Here is a 17640-nt window from a genome sequence, read left to right as displayed (position 1 = left end):
TGAACCTCAGAGGAAGTACAGGCGGTTGAGGGACACCGAGTCGGCGGGCCCGGAGCGGACCGGGTCGCCGTCGAGGGTGACCAGCCCGGTCCACTGGTCGACGTCGACCGATCCGGTACGGGAGTTCAGGCGCAGGTCGGCGGGGCCGATGCCGCGGGTGCCGCGGACGGCGACCCTTCTTCTGCGGGTCGGCATCCGGTCGTGGCCCTGGTCCAGGGCGGCCCGGGCGACGAACGCGACCGAGATCTCGGCGGGGGTGGCCCCGTGCGCGCCGAACTGCGGCCCCAGCACGAGGGGTTCGCAGGTGTCGGTGGCCGCGTTGGGGTCGCCGGTCACGCCGTACGCCGGGAAGCCCGCCTTGAGCACGAGCTGCGGCTTGGCCCCGAAGTACTCCGGGCGCCACAGCACGATGTCGGCCAGCTTGCCCTGCTCGATGGATCCGACCTCGTGCGCGAGGCCGTGCGCGACGGCCGGGTTGACGGTCAGCTTGGCGATGTAGCGCAGCACGCGGGCGTTGTCGTCGTCCGGGCCGTCCCCCTCCAGGGGGCCCAGCTCGGCCTTCATCTTCCCGGCCATCGCGAAGGTGCGCCGCACGGTCTCGCCCGCGCGGCCCATGCCCTGCGCGTCGGAGGAGGTGATGCCGATCGCCCCCAGGTCGTGCAGCACGTCCTCGGCGCCCATGGTCCCGGCGCGGATGCGGTCGCGGGCCATGGCGGCGTCGCCCGGCAGGTCGGTCTTGAGGTCGTGGACGGAGACGATCATGCCGTAGTGCTCGGCGACCGCGTCCCGGCCGAAGGGGAGGGTGGGGTTGGTGGAGGAGCCGATGACGTTCGGGACTCCGGCCATCTTCAGGACGTTCGGCACATGGCCGCCGCCGCAGCCCTCGATGTGGAAGGCGTGGACGGTGCGCCCCTCCAGGACCCGCAGGGTGTCCTCGACCGACAGGCACTCGTTCAGCCCGTCGCTGTGCAGGGCGACCTGCACGTCGTGCTCCTCGGCCACCCGGAGGGCGGTGTCCAGGGCGCGGGTGTGGGCCCCCATGTCCTCGTGCACCTTGAAGCCGGACGCGCCGCCCTCGGCGAGGGCCTCCACCAGCGGGGCGGAGTGGGAGGACGAACCCCGGCCGAGGAAGCCGATGTTGACCGGCCAGGCGTCGAAGGCGCCGAACGCGTGCCGCAGCGCCCAGGGCGAGTTGACGCCCACGCCCCACACCGGGCCGAACTCCTGGCCGATGATCGTGGTCACGCCGGAGGCGAGCGAGGCCTCCATGACGCGCGGGGAGAGCAGGTGCACATGGGTGTCGACGGCCCCGGCGGTGGCGATCAGCCCCTCGCCTGACACGATCGACGTGCCGGTCCCCACGACCACGTCGACCCCGTCGAGGGTGTCGGGGTTGCCGGCCCGCCCGACGGAGTGGATCCGGCCCTCGCGGATCCCGATGGAGACCTTCCGGATCCCCTGCACGGCGTCGATCACGACGACGTTGCTGATCACGACGTCGCAGGTCTCGCGGACGGCGGCCGCCTTCAGGTGCAGTCCGTCGCGGGCGGTCTTGCCGAACCCGGCGAGGAACTCGTCGCCCGGGCGCTGGGCGTCGGACTCGACGCGGATCACCAGCCCGGAGTCGCCGAGCCGGACGCGGTCGCCGGCGCGGGGGCCGTGGGTGGCGGCGTACTCGTACGGATTCATCGCGCGGCTCCCAGATATCCGCAGGCGGCGGCCCTGCGCAGGGCCTCCTCCCGCGCGCCCGGCGCGTCCAGCGGGCCGTCGACCAGCCCGGCGAACCCGATGGCGACGCGGTCGCCCCCGATCGGCAGCAGCCCCACCTCGACGCGCTCGCCGGGGCCGAAGCGGACGGAGGAGCCCGCGGGCACCGCGAGCCGCATCCCGTAGGCGGCGGCCCGGTCGAAGTCGAGCCGCGGGTTGGCCTCGAAGAAGTGGAAGTGGGAGGTGACGGAGACCGGCACGGTCGCGGTGTTGGTGACCGCGAGGCGGACCTCCGCCTCGGGCTCGGCGTGCCCCGGACCCGGCAGCAGAGCGCCCGGCGCGCGCTCCCCCAGTCCGCCGCCGATGGGGGCGGAGACCACCGCGAGCCGCGAGCCGTCGTCGAAGACGGCCTCGACGTGCACCTCCGTGACGACGTCCGCGACGCCGGGCAGCACGTCGTCCGGGCCGAGCACCGCGCGGGCCCGCGCGACCGCCTCGGCGAGCCGGGCGCCGTCCCGGGCCGCCTCGCAGACGGTGTCGGCGATCAGGGCGGTGGCCTCCGGGACGTTGAGCCGCAGGCCGCGCGCCTTGCGGGACCGGGCCAGCTCGGCGGCGGAGAACAGCAACAGCCGGTCACGCTCGGTGGGGGTGAGTCTCACGTCGCGGCACCTCCTTGCACATGCTTTGCGCATCCAGACTTTAGAGCAGCACTCTAAGTCTGAAACAGCGGTAAGGGAAGGGAAGACCGCCAGGTAGGGAGCCTGGAGAGCGACGAGCTTCTTGAGCGGCACTCAAATAGGATGACGGACACGGAAAAGGCCGTCCCCCGGCCGCTCGTGGGAGCGGCCGGGGGACGGCCCGAGGGAGAACCGGGGCGGGACTCAGCCGATGCGGTGCATCCAGCCGTGCTTGTCCTCGGCGGTGCCGCGCTGGAGGTCCAGGAGGGCCTGGCGGAGCTTCAGCGTGACCTCGCCGGGCTCGCCGCCCGACTGCTGCCACTCGCCGGACGCGCGCTTGACGGTGCCGACCGGGGTGATGACGGCGGCCGTGCCGCAGGCGAAGACCTCGGTGAGGGTGCCGTTCTCGGAGTCGCGCTGCCACTGGTCGATGGAGACGCGGGCCTCCTCGGACTCGTAGCCGAGGTCGCGGGCGACGGCCAGCAGCGAGTCGCGGGTGACGCCCTCCAGGATGGAGCCGGTGAGCGTCGGGGTGACGATCCTGTCGCCGTACACGAAGTACAGGTTCATGCCGCCCAGTTCCTCGACCCACTGGTGCTCCACGGCGTCGAGGTAGCAGACCTGGGCGCAGCCCTTGGCGGCCGCCTCGGCCTGGGCGAGCAGGGAGGCCGCGTAGTTGCCGCCGGTCTTGGCGTCGCCCATGCCGCCGGGGACGGCGCGGACCCGGTCCTCGGAGACCCAGATGGAGACCGGCTTCACGCCGCCCGGGAAGTAGGCGCCGGCCGGGGAGGCGATGACCAGGAAGAGGTACTCGTTGGCGGGCTTGACGCCCAGCCCGACCTCGGTGGCGATCATGAACGGGCGCAGGTAGAGCGACTCCTCGCCGCCGTGCGGCGGCACCCAGCCCTGGTCCTGCTGGACCAGGGCGTCGCAGGCCTCGACGAAGGTCTCGACGGGCAGCTCGGGCATGGCCAGGCGGCGGGCGGAGGCCTGGAAGCGCTGGGCGTTCTTGTCGGGGCGGAAGGTGGCGACGGTGCCGTCGGGCTGGCGGTAGGCCTTCAGCCCCTCGAAGATCTCCTGCGCGTAGTGCAGGACGTGAGTGGCGGGGTCGAGGGAGATCGGCGCGTACGGGACGAGCTGTCCGTCGTGCCAGCCCCGGCCCTCCGTCCACCTGATCGTCACCATGTGATCGGTGAAGTGGCGGCCGAACCCGGGGTTGGCCAGGATCGCCTCCCGCTCCGCGTCGGAGAGCGGGTTGGCCGAGGGCTTGAGCTCGATCGTGGGCGTCGTCATCAGTGGTTTGTCCTTCACCGGTTGTCGTGACGGGCCGCGCTCACGCCCGTACGGCCAGTGGCCGGTGCTAGGACGTCCGAACATTCCCTCATACCGCGGCTCCGCGTTCGATTATCGCGCGGAGCCTGCAGCGGAAGAAAACGGGGTGAATGCGGGCCCAGGGGTTGATGGTGGCACCCGGCGCCGCATACGGAAAGCCGCCGGGTGCGGATGCGACCCGACGGCTTCGAATGGGATTCCCCCCACTCCTCGGAGCCGGGGGAGTTCTCGAGTGGCGCGGCCAGGTCAGCCGGCTACTCGTACGGCGAGCGCGTCGCCGATCTCGGCGGTGCTGCGGGCGGGCAGCCCGCCGCGCTCCGCGAGGTCCGCGGAGACCGCCTCCTCGATCCGGGTCGCCTCGTCCTCGTAGCCGAGGTGGCGCAGCAGCAGGGCGACGGACAGGACCGTGGCGGTGGGGTCGGCCTTGCCCTGGCCGGCGATGTCCGGGGCCGAGCCGTGGACCGGCTCGAACATCGACGGGAACGCGCCGCTCGGGTTGATGTTGCCGGAGGCGGCGACGCCGATGCCGCCGGAGACGGCCGCGGCGAGGTCGGTGATGATGTCGCCGAAGAGGTTGTCGGTGACGATCACGTCGAAGCGCTCGGGCTGGGTGACGAGGTAGATCGTCGCCGCGTCGACGTGGATGTACTCGGTGGTGACCTCGGGGAACTCCTCGGCCACCCGGTTGAAGACGTTCGTCCACAGGTGCCCGGCGAAGGTCAGCACGTTGTTCTTGTGGACCAGCGTGAGCTTCTTGCGCGAGCGGGCCTGGGCGCGGGCGAAGGCGTCGCGTACCACGCGCTCGACACCGTAGGCCGTGTTGACGGACACCTCGGTGGCGACCTCGTGCTCGGTGCCCTTGCGGATGGTGCCGCCGTTGCCCGTGTAGGGGCCCTCGGTGCCCTCGCGGACGACGACGAAGTCGATCCGCGGGTCGCCCGCGAGCGGGGTGGCGACGCCGGGCAGCAGCTTCGAGGGGCGCAGGTTGACGTGGTGGTCGAAGGCGAAGCGGAGCTTGAGCAGGAAGCCGCGCTCCAGGACGCCGGACGGCACCGACGGGTCGCCGATCGCGCCGAGCAGGATGGCGTCGTGCCGCTCGAGCCGCTCCAGGTCGGCGTCGGTGAGGGTCTCACCGGTGGCGTGGTAGCGCCGGGCCCCGAAGTCGTACTCCTCGGTCTCGAGCTTCACGTCCTGCGGGAGGACGGCGGTCAGGACCTTCAGGCCCTCGGCCACCACTTCCTGGCCGATGCCGTCACCGGGGATCACTGCGAGATCGATGCTGCGAGACATGTCGGCACCCTACTTCGCGTCCCATGAAATGACACGGGACGTCCATCATTCGGACGAAGGGAGCGGCCACGGGGGCGCGGACGGGGCTCACGAAGGCCGCGCCCGCGCCCCGTGCGGGCGCGGCTCCCGGCTGGTGGACGCGGCGGCTCAGTGGCCCGTCTGGCCGCCGTTGTCCCGGCGGTCGAGGGCGCGCTGGAGCGCGGCGGCGGCGTTCTTGCGGTCGGACTCGCTCGTACGGGAGTGGTGGCGGACTCGGCGGCGGACGGTCGTCTCGGCCATGGGAAATCGACTCCTTCGACAAGCAGGGAGCGCGGAAAGGAAGTTTCGAGACTCGCCCACTGCCTGATGGGCGTGGGTGATGCCGACTCAGTGGCGGGGAGCGGCGCCGCAGGGGTTACCTGCTCGGGGCCCGGCTCACGCCTGCCGTTCGCTGGATCGAGCGAGACGTTCGGCTTCTACAAAGCTAAGCGAGGACGGCTTCTCTGTCTCCACAATTACTCGGACTTCCTACTATCTGAGACGGCGGCCTCCGGACGGGCGCGGAAACGAAGACGGGCCGGGCCCCGTCCGTGCGGACGGGGCCCGGCCCTCGGTACCTGCCGGTGTGTCAGCCCATGTGCGGGTAGCCGTAGTCGGTCGGCGGGACCAGCGTCTCCTTGATGGCGCGGGTCAGGGTCCAGCGCATCAGGTTCTGCGGGGCGCCGGCCTTGTCGTTGGTGCCGGAGGCGCGGCCGCCGCCGAAGGGCTGCTGGCCGACGACGGCGCCGGTCGACTTGTCGTTGATGTAGAAGTTGCCGGCCGCGTAGCGCAGCCGCTCCATCGTGTACGCCGCCGCCGCGCGGTCGTTGGAGATGACGGACCCGGTCAGCGCGTAGTCCGACACCGACTCCATCTGGGTGAGCATCTCGTCGTACTTCTCGTCCTCGTAGACGTGCACGGCGAGGATCGGGCCGAAGTACTCGGTGCGGAAGACGTCGTTCTCCGGGTCGGTGCACTCGATGACGGTCGGACGGACGAAGTAGCCGACCGAGTCGTCGTAGGTGCCGCCCGCGACGATCGTGCAGGCCGCGTCCTCCTTGGCCCGGTCGATCGCCGCCTTGTTCTTCGCGAAGGAGCGCTCGTCGATGACCGCGCCCATGAAGTGCGCCAGGTCGGTGACGTCACCCATGGTCAGGCCGTCGACCTCGGCGGCGAACTCCTCCTTGAAGCCGGAGTTCCAGATCGACGCCGGGACGTAGGCGCGGGAGGTGGCGCTGCACTTCTGGCCCTGGTACTCGAAGGCGCCGCGGGTCAACGCGGTCTTGAGCACCGCGCGGTCGGCGGACGGGTGCGCGACCAGGAAGTCCTTGCCGCCGGTCTCGCCGACCAGACGCGGGTAGGAGCGGTACTTCTCGATGTTGGCGCCGACCGTCTTCCACAGGTACTGGAAGGTCCTGGTCGAGCCGGTGAAGTGGATGCCCGCCAGGTCGCGGTGGGCCAGGGCGACCTCGGACACCTCGATGCCGTCGCCGGTGACGAGGTTGATGACGCCCTTGGGCAGTCCCGCCTCCTCCAGCAGCCGCATGAGCAGCACGGCGGCGTGGGTCTGCGTCGGGGAGGGCTTCCAGACCACGACGTTGCCCATCAGCGCGGGCGCGGTCGGCAGGTTGGCCGCGATCGCCGAGAAGTTGAACGGCGTGATCGCGTAGACGAAGCCCTCCAGCGGGCGGTGGTCGAGGCGGTTCCACACGCCCGGCGAGTTCGCCGGGGGCTGCTCGGCCAGGATCTGGCGGGCGTAGTGGACGTTGAAGCGCCAGAAGTCGACCAGCTCGCACGGGCTGTCGATCTCCGCCTGCTGGGCGGTCTTCGACTGGCCGAGCATGGTGGAGGCGGCGATGGTCTCGCGCCAGGGGCCGGCCAGCAGCTCGGCGGCGCGCAGGATGATCGCCGCACGGTCGTCGAAGGACATCGCGCGCCAGGCGGGCGCGGCGGCGAGGGCCGCGTCGATGGCGTCCTGGGCGTCCGCCCGCGTGGCGTTGCGGTAGGTGCCGAGGACGGCCTTGTGGTTGTGCGGCTGGACGACCTGGAAGGCCTCGCCGCCGCCCATGCGCTTCTCGCCGCCGATGGTGCAGGGCAGGTCGACCGGGTTGCCGGCGAGCTCCTTGAGCTTGGCCTCCAGGCGGGCGCGCTCGGGCGAGCCGGGGGCGTAGCCGTGCACCGGCTCGTTGACGGGGGTGGGGACCTGGGTCACAGCGTCCATGGGTTCCGTAACTCCTTGACTTGAGCGGTGTTGCGAGCGGGGAGCGGGCTCAGCCCTTGCTGACCATCGAGCGGACGAAGAAGCGCAGGTTGGCCGGCTTCTCCGCCAGACGGCGCATGAAGTAGCCGTACCAGTCGGTGCCGTAGGCGGTGTAGACGCGCATGCGGTGGCCCTCGGCGGCCAGCCGCAGGTGCTCGTCGCTCCGGATGCCGTACAGCATCTGGAACTCGTACTCGGCGGGCTTGCGCCCGGCACGCCGGGCGAGTTCCTGCCCGATGGAGATGAGCCGCGGGTCGTGGGACCCGATCATCGGGTACCCCTCGCCCTCCATGAGCGTGCGCAGGATCCGCACGTACGCCTTGTCGATCTCCTGCCTGTTCTGGTAAGCGACCTCGGCGGGCTCCTTGTAGGCGCCCTTGACCAGGCGCACCCGGCTGCCGCCGGCGGCGAGCCGCCGGGCGTCGGCCTCGGTGCGGAAGAGGTAGGCCTGGATGACGCAGCCGGTCTGCGGGAAGTCCTTCCGCAGCTCCTCGTGGATGGCGAACATCGAGTCGAGGGTGGTGTGGTCCTCCGCGTCCAGGGTGACCGTGGTGCCGATCGCCGCGGCGGCCTCGACGACCGGGCGGACGTTGGCGAGGGCCAGCTCGTGGCCGCCGGGGAAGGCGGGGGCGGGCCCGGAGGGCCCTCCGGCACGGGCGGCGGTGGGCGACGGGAGGGACTGGCCGAACATGGACAGCTTGACGGACACCTCGACCCTGGTGCCGAGCTCCAGGTCCTTGATCCGGTCGATCAGCAGGAGGTAGGCGTCTCGGGCGGCGGCGGCCTGCTCGGGCGTGGTGATGTCCTCGCCGACCACGTCCATGGTCAGCTCCAGGCCCTTGCCGGTCAGGTCCGTGATGATCGGGACGATGTCGTCCACGGTCTCGCCGGGGATGAAGCGGTCGACGACCTGCTTGGTCACCGGGGCCGCCGAGATCAGGCGTCGCATCCGGTCGCTGCGCGACGCGGCGAGAATCACGGGACCCAGCACGGGGCACCTCCACTACGAGGAACAGGAAGCCGCCACCCGCCCTCGGGCAACGGCACGGAGAACCACCGTGAAAGTTAAGGATCCACCCGATCGTCGACCATCGACAGCTGTCACGCATCCGTGCCCGGGATCTCAGACAGATGTATGAGGCTCCTGGGAAATGCGGGAGAATGCCCGGGTGACGCCGGAACGCAGAGGTGACTACCAGGAGCTGGTCGACGAGATCTCCGAGCTGCTCGGCGCACCGGCGACGCTGGAGAACCGGGACTTCGAGCTGATCGCCTTCGGCGCCTACGACAGCGAGGGCGACCTCGATCCGTCGGCCCTGGACCCGGTGCGCACCCGCTCGATCCTCACCCGCCGCTCCACGGCGGCGGTGCGCACCTGGTTCGAGGGCTTCGGCATCACCCGCGCCACCGGCCCGGTGCGGATCCCGCCGACCCCGGAGGCGGGGGTGTACCGGGGGCGGATCTGCCTCCCCGTACGCCATCGGGGTGTCGTCCTCGGCTACGTCTGGCTGCTGGACGACGAGCCGGGCCCCGGCGAACCGCAGCTCGCGGCGGCCATGCGGGTGACCGCGCGGATCGGCGCGCTGCTCGCGGACGAGGCGCAGCACGGGGCGGACCTCACCCGGGAGCTGCGGGCGGTGCTGACCGCCGAGCCCGGCTGGCCGCGGGACATGGCGGTGGCGGAGCTGCGGACGGCCCTCGGTGCGCGCGCGGACGGTCCGCACACGGTGGTGTGCGTGGCCCCGTGGCCCTCGGCCGACCCCGGTGACGCCCCGTCGGTGCGCACCCTGCCGGGCGCGACGGCACTGTGCACCGTGCCCTGGGACGCGGGGACCGCACAGACCCCCGGGGCGGTGGGGGGCGCCGGCGCCGCGCAGTGCCTGGCGCTCCTGGTCCGGCTGCGGTCGGCGGACGCGCTGGCCCCGGCGGAGGCGGCGGCGGCCCGGCTGCTGGAACGGGCCGGGGCGCGACCCGGGGGAACCGGTGCGGCCGGCACCGATGTCGGAACGGCCGGCCGTACGGGCGGCGCCCGAGTCGCCGCCGGGGTCGCCGCCGCCCGGTCCGGGCTGGCGGAGCTCGGGACCGCCTGGGCGGAGGCGTCGGGGGCGGCCCGGGCCGCGCTGGCGGAGCCGCGGCTGGGGCCGGTCGCGCGGTGGGCCTCGATCGGCCCGTTCCGTCTGCTCACGGCACTGCCGCCGCGGACCGCCGAGGACGTGGCCGTACGCGCCCTGCTCTCCCCCGCCCACCAGGAACTCGCCCGCACGGCCGAGGTGTTCCTGGACTGCGCCGGCCAGGCCGGCCGCGCCGCCGCCGAGCTGGGCATCCACCGCCAGACCCTCTACTACCGCCTGTCCCGGGTGGAGCAGCTGACCGGCCTCGACCTGGACGACGGCGAGGACCGCCTGCTGCTGCACATGGCGCTGAAGCGGGCGCGGCTGTAGGGCGCGGCGGTGGGCAGCGGCCCGCGCCGACGGGTCACTCGGCCCGTCGCACACCGTCCAGCAGGCGGCGCAGGCCCTCGGTGAGGGCGTCGGCGTCGGGCGCGGCCTTCGGGTCGAAGGTCCACTGCGCGATCAGGCCGGTCATGAGGACCGTGTAGAAGGCGCCGAGCGTGTCGACGACCTCCTCCGGGACGTCCTCCTCGCGCCCGCCCGTCATGAGGACGACGAAACCCCGCGAAGCCTCCCGCTGGGCCCGCGCGAGGTGGTCGCGCACCTCGGGCAGCTGGTCGCCCATGACCACGATCTCCGCGCTGAGGCGCCAGAAGGAGCCGGGCTCGCGCATGGTGGCGATGATGTTCGACCACACCTCCCGGAACCGCTCGAGGGAGCCCGGTGCGCCGCCGGTTTCGGGTGCCGCGTCCCAGTCGTCGGCCACCCCCTCGACCAGCGACACGTACGCCTGCGCCAGCAAGGCGTCCTTCGAGCCGTAGTGGTAGCCGATCGACGCCAGGTTCGTGCCCGACTCCCTGACGATGTCGCGCGCGGTGGTCCGCGCGAACCCCTTGGCCAGCAGGCAGCGCTTCGCGCCTTCGAGCAGATCCTCGCGGTGTCCCATGCACAGCAGCCTATAGCCGTCCATACGACTGTCCTAGACGGGTGACTTATACAGGCGTTCTAGACGAGCGTTTAATACAGCCGTACAGTCACCGGCATGACGAATCCGACGAGCACGACCGTTCCTCCGGGCGCCGAGGGTGCCCCCGTCCGCGCCGGGCGCCGCGAGTGGACCGCCCTCGGGGTGCTGATGCTCCCGCTGCTCCTGGTCTCGATGGACGTCTCGGTCCTGTACTTCGCCGCCCCCGCCATCGGCGCCGACCTGCGGCCGAGCGGCACCCAGCAGCTGTGGATCTTCGACGTCTACGGCTTCGTCCTGGCCGGCCTGCTGATGACGATGGGCGCGCTGGGCGACCGCATCGGCCGCCGCAGGCTGCTGCTGGCGGGCGCGGCCGCGTTCGGCGCCGCCTCGCTGGTGGCGGCGTACGCGGACAGCGCCGAGACCCTGATCGCGGCCCGCGCGGTCCTCGGCATCGGCGGCGCGACCCTGATGCCGTCGACGATGGCGCTGCTGCGCACGATGTTCACCGACCCCGCCCAGCGGGCGAAGGCCATCGGCCTGTGGTCGGGGGTGATGACCGGCGGCATCGCGCTGGGCTCGGTGATGAGCGGTGTGCTCGTCGAGCACTTCTGGTGGGGCTCGGTCTTCCTGGTCAACCTGCCCGCGATGGCCCTGCTGCTGGTGCTCGGCCCGGTCCTGCTCCCCGAGTCGCGGAACCCCGCTCCGGGCCGCTTCGACTGGCCGAGCGTTCCGCTGTCGATGGCCGCGGTGCTCCCGGTGGTCTACGGCCTGAAGGAGATCCCCTCCGAGGGCTGGCACCCGCGGTACGTGGTGTCGGTGGCCGTCGGCCTGCTCTTCGCCGCGCTCCTCGTCCGGCGCCAGCGCGCCGGGGACTCCCCGCTGATCCCGCCGGCGCTGCTGAGGGGCCGCGGCTTCACCCCGGCGCTGGTCCTGACCCTGATCTCGGCGTTCGCCGTCATGGGCTCGGCCATCTTCACCACGCAGTACCTGCAGTCGGTCCTCGGCAAGAGCCCCCTGTCGGCCGCGCTGTGGAGCCTGCTCCCGTCGGTGCTCATCGGCGTCGCCGGCCCGGTCACCGGACACCTCGTCGCCCGGGGCGCCGACCGCGGGTACGCGGTCGCCACCGGCTTCGCCTTCTCCGCGGCCGGGTTCACGCTCCTGGCGTTCGCCGGCACGCACTCCCTCTGGCTGGTCCTCACCGCGGCGGGTGTCCTGGCCTGCGGCGCGGTCATGGTGATGTCCCAGCTGACCGACCTCGCGATGAGCACGGCGCCGGTGGATCGGGCCGGTACGGCCTCGGCCCTGCTGGAGACGGCCACCGAGTTCGGCGGCGCGCTGGGCATGGCGGTCCTCGGCTCCATCGGCACCGCCGTCTACCGCCGCGACATCCCGTCCTCGGCTCCGGCGGCGGCCCACGAGACCCTGGGCGGCGCCCTCGCCGTCGCCGGGCGGTTGCCGGGGCGCGCGGGAGACGCCCTGGCGGCCACGGCGCGCGAGGCCTTCACCCACGGGATGCGGGGGGCCGCGCTCGCCGGGGCGGTCCTGCTGGCCCTGGCCGCCCTCGCGGCGGCGGGCACCCTGCGCCGGATCCACGTGCGCCCGGCGCCGGCTGCGGAGGCCGAGCCGGAGGCCCGCCTCGCCTGAGCCACCGGAACGCGCTCCCCCGGGACGCCGCGGCACGCGAAAGCGCCGGGCGGGCTGGATCACCAGCCCGCCCGGCGCTTCGGAACGGTTGCCTCAGACCAGGTTCACCGCGCGGGCGAAGGTCGCGCCGATCTCCCCGGCGACCTCGGTCAGCACGCCGGCCGGCACCGTGTCGTCCACGGTGAGCACCGCCAGCGCCTCGCCGCCCGCCGCCGCGCGGGCGACCTGCATCCCGGCGATGTTGACGCCCGCCTCGCCGATGATGCGGCCGACGGTGCCGACGACACCCGGACGGTCCTCGTAGCGCAGGACGACCATGTGCTCGGCGAGGGCGAGGTCGACGTCGTAGTCGCCGACCGCGACGATCTTCTGGACGTGCTTCGGGCCGGCCAGGGTGCCGGAGACCGACACCTCCTCGCCGCCCGCGAGGGTGCCGCGCACGGTGACCACGTTGCGGTGGTCCGCCGACTCGGAGCTGGTGGTCAGGCGCACCTCCACACCCCGCTCCTGGGCGAACAGCGGCGCGTTGACGTACGACACGGTCTCGTCGACGACGTCCTCGAAGACGCCCTTGAGCGCGGAGAGCTCCAGCACCTTCACGTCGTGCTGGGTGATCTCGCCGTAGACCTCGACGTCGAGGCGGACCGCGACCTCGCCCGCGAGGGCGGTGAAGATCCGGCCGAGGTGCTCGGCGAGCGGCAGACCCGGCTTGACGTCCTCGGCGATGACACCGCCCTGCACGTTCACCGCGTCCGGCACGAGCTCGCCGGCCAGGGCGAGGCGGACCGACCGGGCGACCGCGATGCCGGCCTTCTCCTGCGCCTCGTCCGTGGAGGCGCCCAGGTGCGGGGTGGCGACGACCTGGTCGAACTCGAACAGCGGCGAGTCGGTGCACGGCTCCTTGGCGTACACGTCCAGGCCGGCGCCGGCGACGCGGCCCTCCTTGAGCGCCGAGTACAGCGCCTCCTCGTCGACGATGCCGCCGCGCGCCGCGTTGACCACGCGCACGCCCGGCTTGACCTTGCGCAGCGCCTCCTCGCCGATCAGGCCGAGGGTCTCGGGGGTCTTGGGCAGGTGGACGGTGATGAAGTCGGAGACCTCCAGCAGCTCGTCCAGGGTCAGCACCTTGACGCCCATCTGCGCGGCCCGCGCGGGCTGCACGTAGGGGTCGTAGGCGACGACCTTCATGCCGAAGGCGGACATGCGCTGGGCGACCAGGGCGCCGATGCGGCCGAGGCCGACGACGCCGAGGGTCTTCTCGGCCAGCTCGACGCCCGTGTACTTGCTGCGCTTCCACTCGCCGTTCTTCAGCGCGGCGTTGGCCTGCGGGATGTTGCGGGCGGTGGCGAGGATCAGACCGCAGGCCAGCTCGGCGGCGGTCACGATGTTGGAGGTCGGGGCGTTGACGACCATCACGCCGGCCTTGGTGGCGGCGGAGACGTCGACGTTGTCCAGGCCGACGCCGGCTCGTGCGACGACCTTGAGCCTGCGCGCGGCGGCGATCGCCTCGGCGTCCACCTTGGTGGCGGAGCGGATCAGGATCGCGTCCACGTCGGCGATGGCGGGGAGCAGTTCGGCTCGGTCCGCGCCGTTGCAGTGGCGGATCTCGAAGTCCGGACCGAGTGCGTCGACGGTCGCGGGCGACAGCTCTTCAGCGATGAGTACGACAGGTTTCGAGCTCACGTGAGTCCTCACAAGTCCAATGCATGCGGACGGCCGTCCCGACGGCCGCAGGCGGAGGAGGGGCTACCGCGTAAGAGACGCACGACGCTGTGGGCCTGACGCGTTTGTTAGTGCAGCAGTGTAGTGGCGCCGGATGCGCCGCATTACGCCACCGCGGAAGGATCACCCGTCCGTGGCTGGACGGGGTGGACAACGCCGCGCGTCCCCTGTGACCACCGACGTTACCCCGGGTTCGGCGAAAGGGCCGGAGCGGCTCGCTCCGGCCCCCTCGGCCGGGAGGCCTACGCCTCCTCGTTCACCCAGCTCATGAGCTTGCGCAGCTCCTTGCCGGTGGTCTCCAGCAGGTGCTCGGCGTCCTGCTGCTTGTACTCGTTGTACTTCTTCAGACCGCCGTGGTACTCGTCCATCCAGTTGCGGGCGAAGGTGCCGTCCTGGATCTCGGCGAGGACCTTCTTCATCTCGGCCTTGGTGGCGTCGGTGATGATGCGCGGGCCGGTGACGTAGTCGCCCCACTCGGCGGTCTCGGAGATCGACCAGCGCATCTTCTCCAGGCCGCCCTCGTACATGAGGTCGACGATCAGCTTCAGCTCGTGCAGGCACTCGAAGTAGGCGATCTCGGGCTGGTAGCCCGCCTCGGTCAGCGTCTCGAAGCCCGCCTTGACCAGCGCGGCCGTGCCGCCGCAGAGAACGGCCTGCTCGCCGAAGAGGTCGGTCTCGGTCTCCTCGGTGAAGGTGGTCTTGATGACGCCGGCGCGGGTGCCGCCGATGCCCTTGGCGTAGGAGAGGGCGAGCGCGAAGGCGCTGCCGGAGGCGTCCTGCTCGACGGCCGCGATGCAGGGGACGCCGCGGCCCTCCTCGTACTGGCGGCGCACCAGGTGGCCCGGGCCCTTCGGGGCGACCATGCAGACGTCGACGCCGGCCGGGGGCTTGATGAAGCCGAAGCGGATGTTGAAGCCGTGCCCGAAGAACAGCGCGTCGCCGTCGTTCAGGTTCGGGGCGACGGACTCCTCGTAGACCTGGGCCTGGATCGGGTCCGGGACCAGGATCATGATGACGTCGGCCTCGGCGGCGGCCTCGGCGGGCGTCACCACGCGCAGGCCCTGCTCCTCGGCCTTGGCCTTCGACTTGGAGCCCTCGGGCAGACCGACCCGCACGTCGACACCCGAGTCGCGCAGCGACAGGGCGTGGGCGTGGCCCTGGCTGCCGTAGCCGATGACCGCGACCTTGCGGCCCTGGATGATGGACAGGTCGGCGTCAGCGTCGTAGAACAGCTCGGCCACTTTGGGTTCTCTCCTTGGTGTGCAGGTGTGCTCCCACCGTATGACGGTGGGGGGAAGGGAAGTCTGGGGGTCTCGGCATACGGGCGGCCGGATTTCCCCGGCCGCCCGGACGCGTCGTTACGCCGACCGGTCGAGCGCGCGCAGCGACCGGTCCGTGATCGAGCGGGCGCCGCGGCCGATCGCGATGGTGCCGGACTGGACCAGCTCCTTGATGCCGAACGGCTCCAGCATCTTGAGCATCGCCGACAGCTTCTCGCCGGACCCGGTGGCCTCGATCGTCACGGCCTCCGGGGAGACGTCGACGGTCTTGGCGCGGAACAGCTGGACGATCTCCACGATCTGGGAGCGCGTCTCGTTGTCGGCGCGCACCTTCACCAGGACGAGTTCGCGCTGGACGGCCTGCGACGGCTCCAGCTCGACGATCTTCAGCACGTTGACGAGCTTGTTGAGCTGCTTGGTCACCTGCTCCAGCGGCAGGTCCTCCACGCCCACCACGATGGTGATGCGGGAGATGTCGGGGTGCTCGGTGACACCGACCGCAAGGGAGTCGATGTTGAAGCCGCGCCGGGAGAACAGGGCGGCGATCCGGGCGAGGATGCCCGGCGTGTTCTCCACCAGGACGGAGAGCGTGTGCTTGGACATGTCTGGTTGCTCTTCCTCTTCGTCTTCCCGGCTCAGTCGTCTTCGTTGTCGCCGAAGTCGGGGCGGACGTCCCGGGCGGCCATGATCTCGTCGTTGGAGGTGCCGGCCGCGACCATCGGCCAGACCATCGCGTCCTCGTGGACGATGAAGTCGACGACGACGGGGCGGTCGTTGATCGCGTTCGCCTCTTCGATGACCTTGTCGAGGTCGTCGGGCGACTCGCAGCGGATCGCGTGACAGCCCATGGCCTCCGACAGCTTCACGAAGTCGGGGACCCGGGTGCCGGCGCTCGGGCCCTTGGGCTCGGCGCCCGGCCCGGAGTGCAGCACCGTGTTGGAGTACCGCTGGTTGTAGAAGAGGGTCTGCCACTGGCGGACCATCCCGAGGGCGCCGTTGTTGATGATGGCGACCTTGATCGGGATGTTGTTCAGGGCGCAGGTGGTGAGTTCCTGGTTGGTCATCTGGAAGCAGCCGTCACCGTCGATCGCCCAGACGGCGCGCTCCGGACGGCCGGCCTTGGCGCCCATGGCGGCCGGGACCGCGTAGCCCATGGTTCCGGCGCCGCCGGAGTTCAGCCAGGTGGCGGGCTTCTCGTACTGGATGAAGTGCGCGGACCACATCTGGTGCTGGCCGACGCCCGCCGCGAAGATCGTGCCCTCTGGGGCGAGCTGCCCGATCCGCTCGATGACCTGCTGCGGGGAGAGCGAGCCGTCCGCGGGCTGGTCGTAGCCGAGCGGGTAGGTCTCGCGCCAGCGCCCGAGGTCGTTCCACCAAGCGGTGTAGTCGCCCCGGTGGCCCTCGGCGTGCTCCCTCTGCACGGCCTGGATCAGGTCGGCGATGACCTCGCGGGCGTCGCCGACGATCGGCACGTCGGCGGCGCGGTTCTTGCCGATCTCGGCCGGGTCGACGTCGGCGTGGACGATCTTGGCGAACGGGGCGAAGCTGTCCAGCTTGCCGGTGACGCGGTCGTCGAAGCGGGCTCCGAGGGCGACGATCAGGTCGGCCTTCTGCAGCGCGGTGACGGCGGTGACCGAACCGTGCATGCCCGGCATTCCCACGTGCAGCCGGTGACTGTCGGGGAATGCGCCGAGCGCCATCAGGGTGGTGGTGACGGGCGCTCCGGTGAGTTCCGCGAGGACCTTGAGCTCGGCGGTGGCGCGGGCCTTCAGGACGCCGCCGCCGACGTAGAGGACGGGGCGCTTCGCGGAGGTGATGAGCTTGGCCGCCTCGCGGATCTGCTTGGCGTGCGGCTTGGTGACGGGCCGGTAGCCGGGCAGGTCCATCACCGGCGGCCAGGAGAAGGTGGTCTTCGCCTGGAGGGCGTCCTTGGCGATGTCGACCAGGACCGGGCCGGGGCGGCCGGTGGAGGCGATGTGGAACGCCTGCGCGATGATCCGCGGGATGTCCTCGGCCTTGGTGACCAGGAAGTTGTGCTTGGTGATCGGCATGGTGATGCCGACGATGTCCGCCTCCTGGAAGGCGTCCGTGCCGATCGCCTTGGAGGCGACCTGGCCGGTGATCGCGACCAGCGGCACGGAGTCCATGTGGGCGTCGGCGATCGGGGTGACCAGGTTGGTGGCGCCGGGTCCGGAGGTCGCCATGCAGACGCCGACCTTGCCGGTGGCCTGCGCGTAGCCGGTGGCCGCGTGACCGGCGCCCTGCTCGTGCCGGACCAGGACGTGGCGCACCCGGGTGGAGTCCATCAGCGGGTCGTACGCGGGAAGGATCGCACCGCCGGGAATGCCGAATACCGTGTCGGCGCCGACCTCCTCGAGAGAGCGGATGAGGGACTGCGCACCCGTGACGTGCTCGGGAGCGGACTGTTGTCCTCCGGATCGGGGCCGCGGCTGCGGGTGATGGGCCCCGGTGGCCTGCTCGGTCATCGTCATTCTCTTCTCGATGCTGAGGGTTTTTGCGAGGTGTGAGCGGATTTCGGCTGCTGCACGAGGGGTGCCTGTGCAACAAAAAACCCCTCGTGCCGCAAGGCAAGCGAGGGGAGCGCGCCGGTGAGGGTCGCTGGGGATTCCGG

Annotated in this window: 14 protein-coding genes; 2 read left to right on the top strand and 12 right to left on the bottom strand. The window is 71.6% G+C overall.

The annotated features are described in order from the left end of the window. Window positions 1-6: 6 nt before the first annotated feature. The 7 genes from ACIPM1_RS28640 to ACIPM1_RS28610 form a co-directional block, all read right to left on the bottom strand. On the bottom strand, window positions 7-1689 hold the full coding sequence (locus ACIPM1_RS28640) for an urease subunit alpha (RefSeq protein WP_402439422.1): 1683 nt from the start codon (window positions 1687-1689) through the stop codon (window positions 7-9). Further along, complete coding sequence (ureA, locus tag ACIPM1_RS28635) at window positions 1686-2366, bottom strand: urease subunit gamma (RefSeq protein WP_402439420.1); 681 nt, start codon at window positions 2364-2366, stop codon at window positions 1686-1688. The genes ACIPM1_RS28640 and ureA overlap by 4 nt, the downstream gene beginning before the upstream one ends. Window positions 2367-2588: 222 nt before the next feature. After that, window positions 2589-3677: a branched-chain amino acid aminotransferase gene (locus tag ACIPM1_RS28630; RefSeq protein ID WP_392194426.1), complete on the bottom strand. Its 1089-nt coding sequence runs from the start codon at window positions 3675-3677 to the stop codon at window positions 2589-2591. 285 nt (window positions 3678-3962) lie between these two features. After that, window positions 3963-5006, bottom strand: a complete 1044-nt coding sequence (locus ACIPM1_RS28625) for a 3-isopropylmalate dehydrogenase (RefSeq protein ID WP_402439418.1) — start codon at window positions 5004-5006, stop codon at window positions 3963-3965. 147 nt (window positions 5007-5153) lie between these two features. Further along, a complete protein-coding gene (locus ACIPM1_RS28620; RefSeq protein ID WP_356187910.1) occupies window positions 5154-5285 on the bottom strand; it encodes a hypothetical protein in 132 nt (43 codons plus the stop codon). 328 nt (window positions 5286-5613) lie between these two features. Continuing rightward, entirely contained in the window at window positions 5614-7245 is a 1632-nt protein-coding gene (gene pruA, locus ACIPM1_RS28615; RefSeq protein ID WP_356187908.1) for an L-glutamate gamma-semialdehyde dehydrogenase, read from the bottom strand. A gap of 49 nt (window positions 7246-7294) precedes the next feature. Beyond that, complete coding sequence (locus ACIPM1_RS28610) at window positions 7295-8275, bottom strand: proline dehydrogenase family protein (RefSeq protein ID WP_402439416.1); 981 nt, start codon at window positions 8273-8275, stop codon at window positions 7295-7297. Window positions 8276-8435: 160 nt separating this feature from the next. Here ACIPM1_RS28610 and ACIPM1_RS28605 point away from each other — a divergent pair, with 160 nt between their 5' ends. Next, on the top strand, window positions 8436-9725 hold the full coding sequence (locus tag ACIPM1_RS28605) for a PucR family transcriptional regulator (protein WP_402439415.1): 1290 nt from the start codon (window positions 8436-8438) through the stop codon (window positions 9723-9725). A gap of 34 nt (window positions 9726-9759) precedes the next feature. Here the strand turns inward: ACIPM1_RS28605 and ACIPM1_RS28600 are convergent, their stop codons facing one another. Next, window positions 9760-10341 carry a TetR/AcrR family transcriptional regulator gene (locus tag ACIPM1_RS28600; protein ID WP_356187952.1) on the bottom strand — a complete coding sequence of 194 codons (582 nt, stop codon included), beginning with the start codon at window positions 10339-10341 and terminating at the stop codon, window positions 9760-9762. Between the two features lie 96 nt (window positions 10342-10437). Here ACIPM1_RS28600 and ACIPM1_RS28595 point away from each other — a divergent pair, with 96 nt between their 5' ends. Continuing rightward, window positions 10438-12006 (top strand): MFS transporter, encoded by a 1569-nt coding sequence (locus tag ACIPM1_RS28595; RefSeq protein ID WP_402439413.1) that lies wholly within the window; start codon window positions 10438-10440, stop codon window positions 12004-12006. Window positions 12007-12099: 93 nt separating this feature from the next. Here the strand turns inward: ACIPM1_RS28595 and serA are convergent, their stop codons facing one another. The 4 genes from serA to ACIPM1_RS28575 form a co-directional block, all read right to left on the bottom strand. Further along, window positions 12100-13689, bottom strand: coding sequence for a phosphoglycerate dehydrogenase (serA, locus tag ACIPM1_RS28590; RefSeq protein WP_356187900.1), 1590 nt, complete (start codon window positions 13687-13689; stop codon window positions 12100-12102). 281 nt (window positions 13690-13970) lie between these two features. Then, complete coding sequence (ilvC, locus tag ACIPM1_RS28585; protein WP_356187898.1) at window positions 13971-14969, bottom strand: ketol-acid reductoisomerase; 999 nt, start codon at window positions 14967-14969, stop codon at window positions 13971-13973. 117 nt (window positions 14970-15086) lie between these two features. Continuing rightward, entirely contained in the window at window positions 15087-15611 is a 525-nt protein-coding gene (gene ilvN, locus ACIPM1_RS28580; RefSeq protein WP_114255472.1) for an acetolactate synthase small subunit, read from the bottom strand. Between the two features lie 32 nt (window positions 15612-15643). After that, the gene (locus ACIPM1_RS28575; RefSeq protein ID WP_356187896.1) at window positions 15644-17494 is read right to left on the bottom strand and encodes an acetolactate synthase large subunit; all 1851 of its coding nucleotides are present in this window, start codon (window positions 17492-17494) and stop codon (window positions 15644-15646) included. Between the last annotated feature and the right edge of the window lie 146 nt (window positions 17495-17640).

This window comes from Streptomyces sp. NPDC086766 (assembly GCF_044746005.1).
Lineage (GTDB): Bacteria > Actinomycetota > Actinomycetes > Streptomycetales > Streptomycetaceae > Streptomyces.
This window is presented reverse-complemented; position numbering and strand designations above follow the sequence as displayed.

Bases quoted from the DNA above. Each gene is read 5' to 3' on its own strand.
- ACIPM1_RS28640 (WP_402439422.1), bottom strand. From the start codon at position 1,689: ATGAATCCGTACGAGTACGCCGCCACCCACGGCCCCCGCGCCGGCGAC.
- ACIPM1_RS28630 (WP_392194426.1), bottom strand. From the start codon at position 3,677: ATGACGACGCCCACGATCGAGCTCAAGCCCTCGGCCAACCCGCTCTCC.
- ACIPM1_RS28625 (WP_402439418.1), bottom strand. From the start codon at position 5,006: ATGTCTCGCAGCATCGATCTCGCAGTGATCCCCGGTGACGGCATCGGC.
- ACIPM1_RS28620 (WP_356187910.1), bottom strand. From the start codon at position 5,285: ATGGCCGAGACGACCGTCCGCCGCCGAGTCCGCCACCACTCCCGTACG.
- pruA (WP_356187908.1), bottom strand. From the start codon at position 7,245: ATGGACGCTGTGACCCAGGTCCCCACCCCCGTCAACGAGCCGGTGCAC.
- ACIPM1_RS28605 (WP_402439415.1), top strand. From the start codon at position 8,436: ATGCGGGAGAATGCCCGGGTGACGCCGGAACGCAGAGGTGACTACCAG.
- ACIPM1_RS28600 (WP_356187952.1), bottom strand. From the start codon at position 10,341: ATGGGACACCGCGAGGATCTGCTCGAAGGCGCGAAGCGCTGCCTGCTG.
- ACIPM1_RS28595 (WP_402439413.1), top strand. From the start codon at position 10,438: ATGACGAATCCGACGAGCACGACCGTTCCTCCGGGCGCCGAGGGTGCC.
- ilvN (WP_114255472.1), bottom strand. From the start codon at position 15,611: ATGTCCAAGCACACGCTCTCCGTCCTGGTGGAGAACACGCCGGGCATC.
- ACIPM1_RS28575 (WP_356187896.1), bottom strand. From the start codon at position 17,494: ATGACCGAGCAGGCCACCGGGGCCCATCACCCGCAGCCGCGGCCCCGA.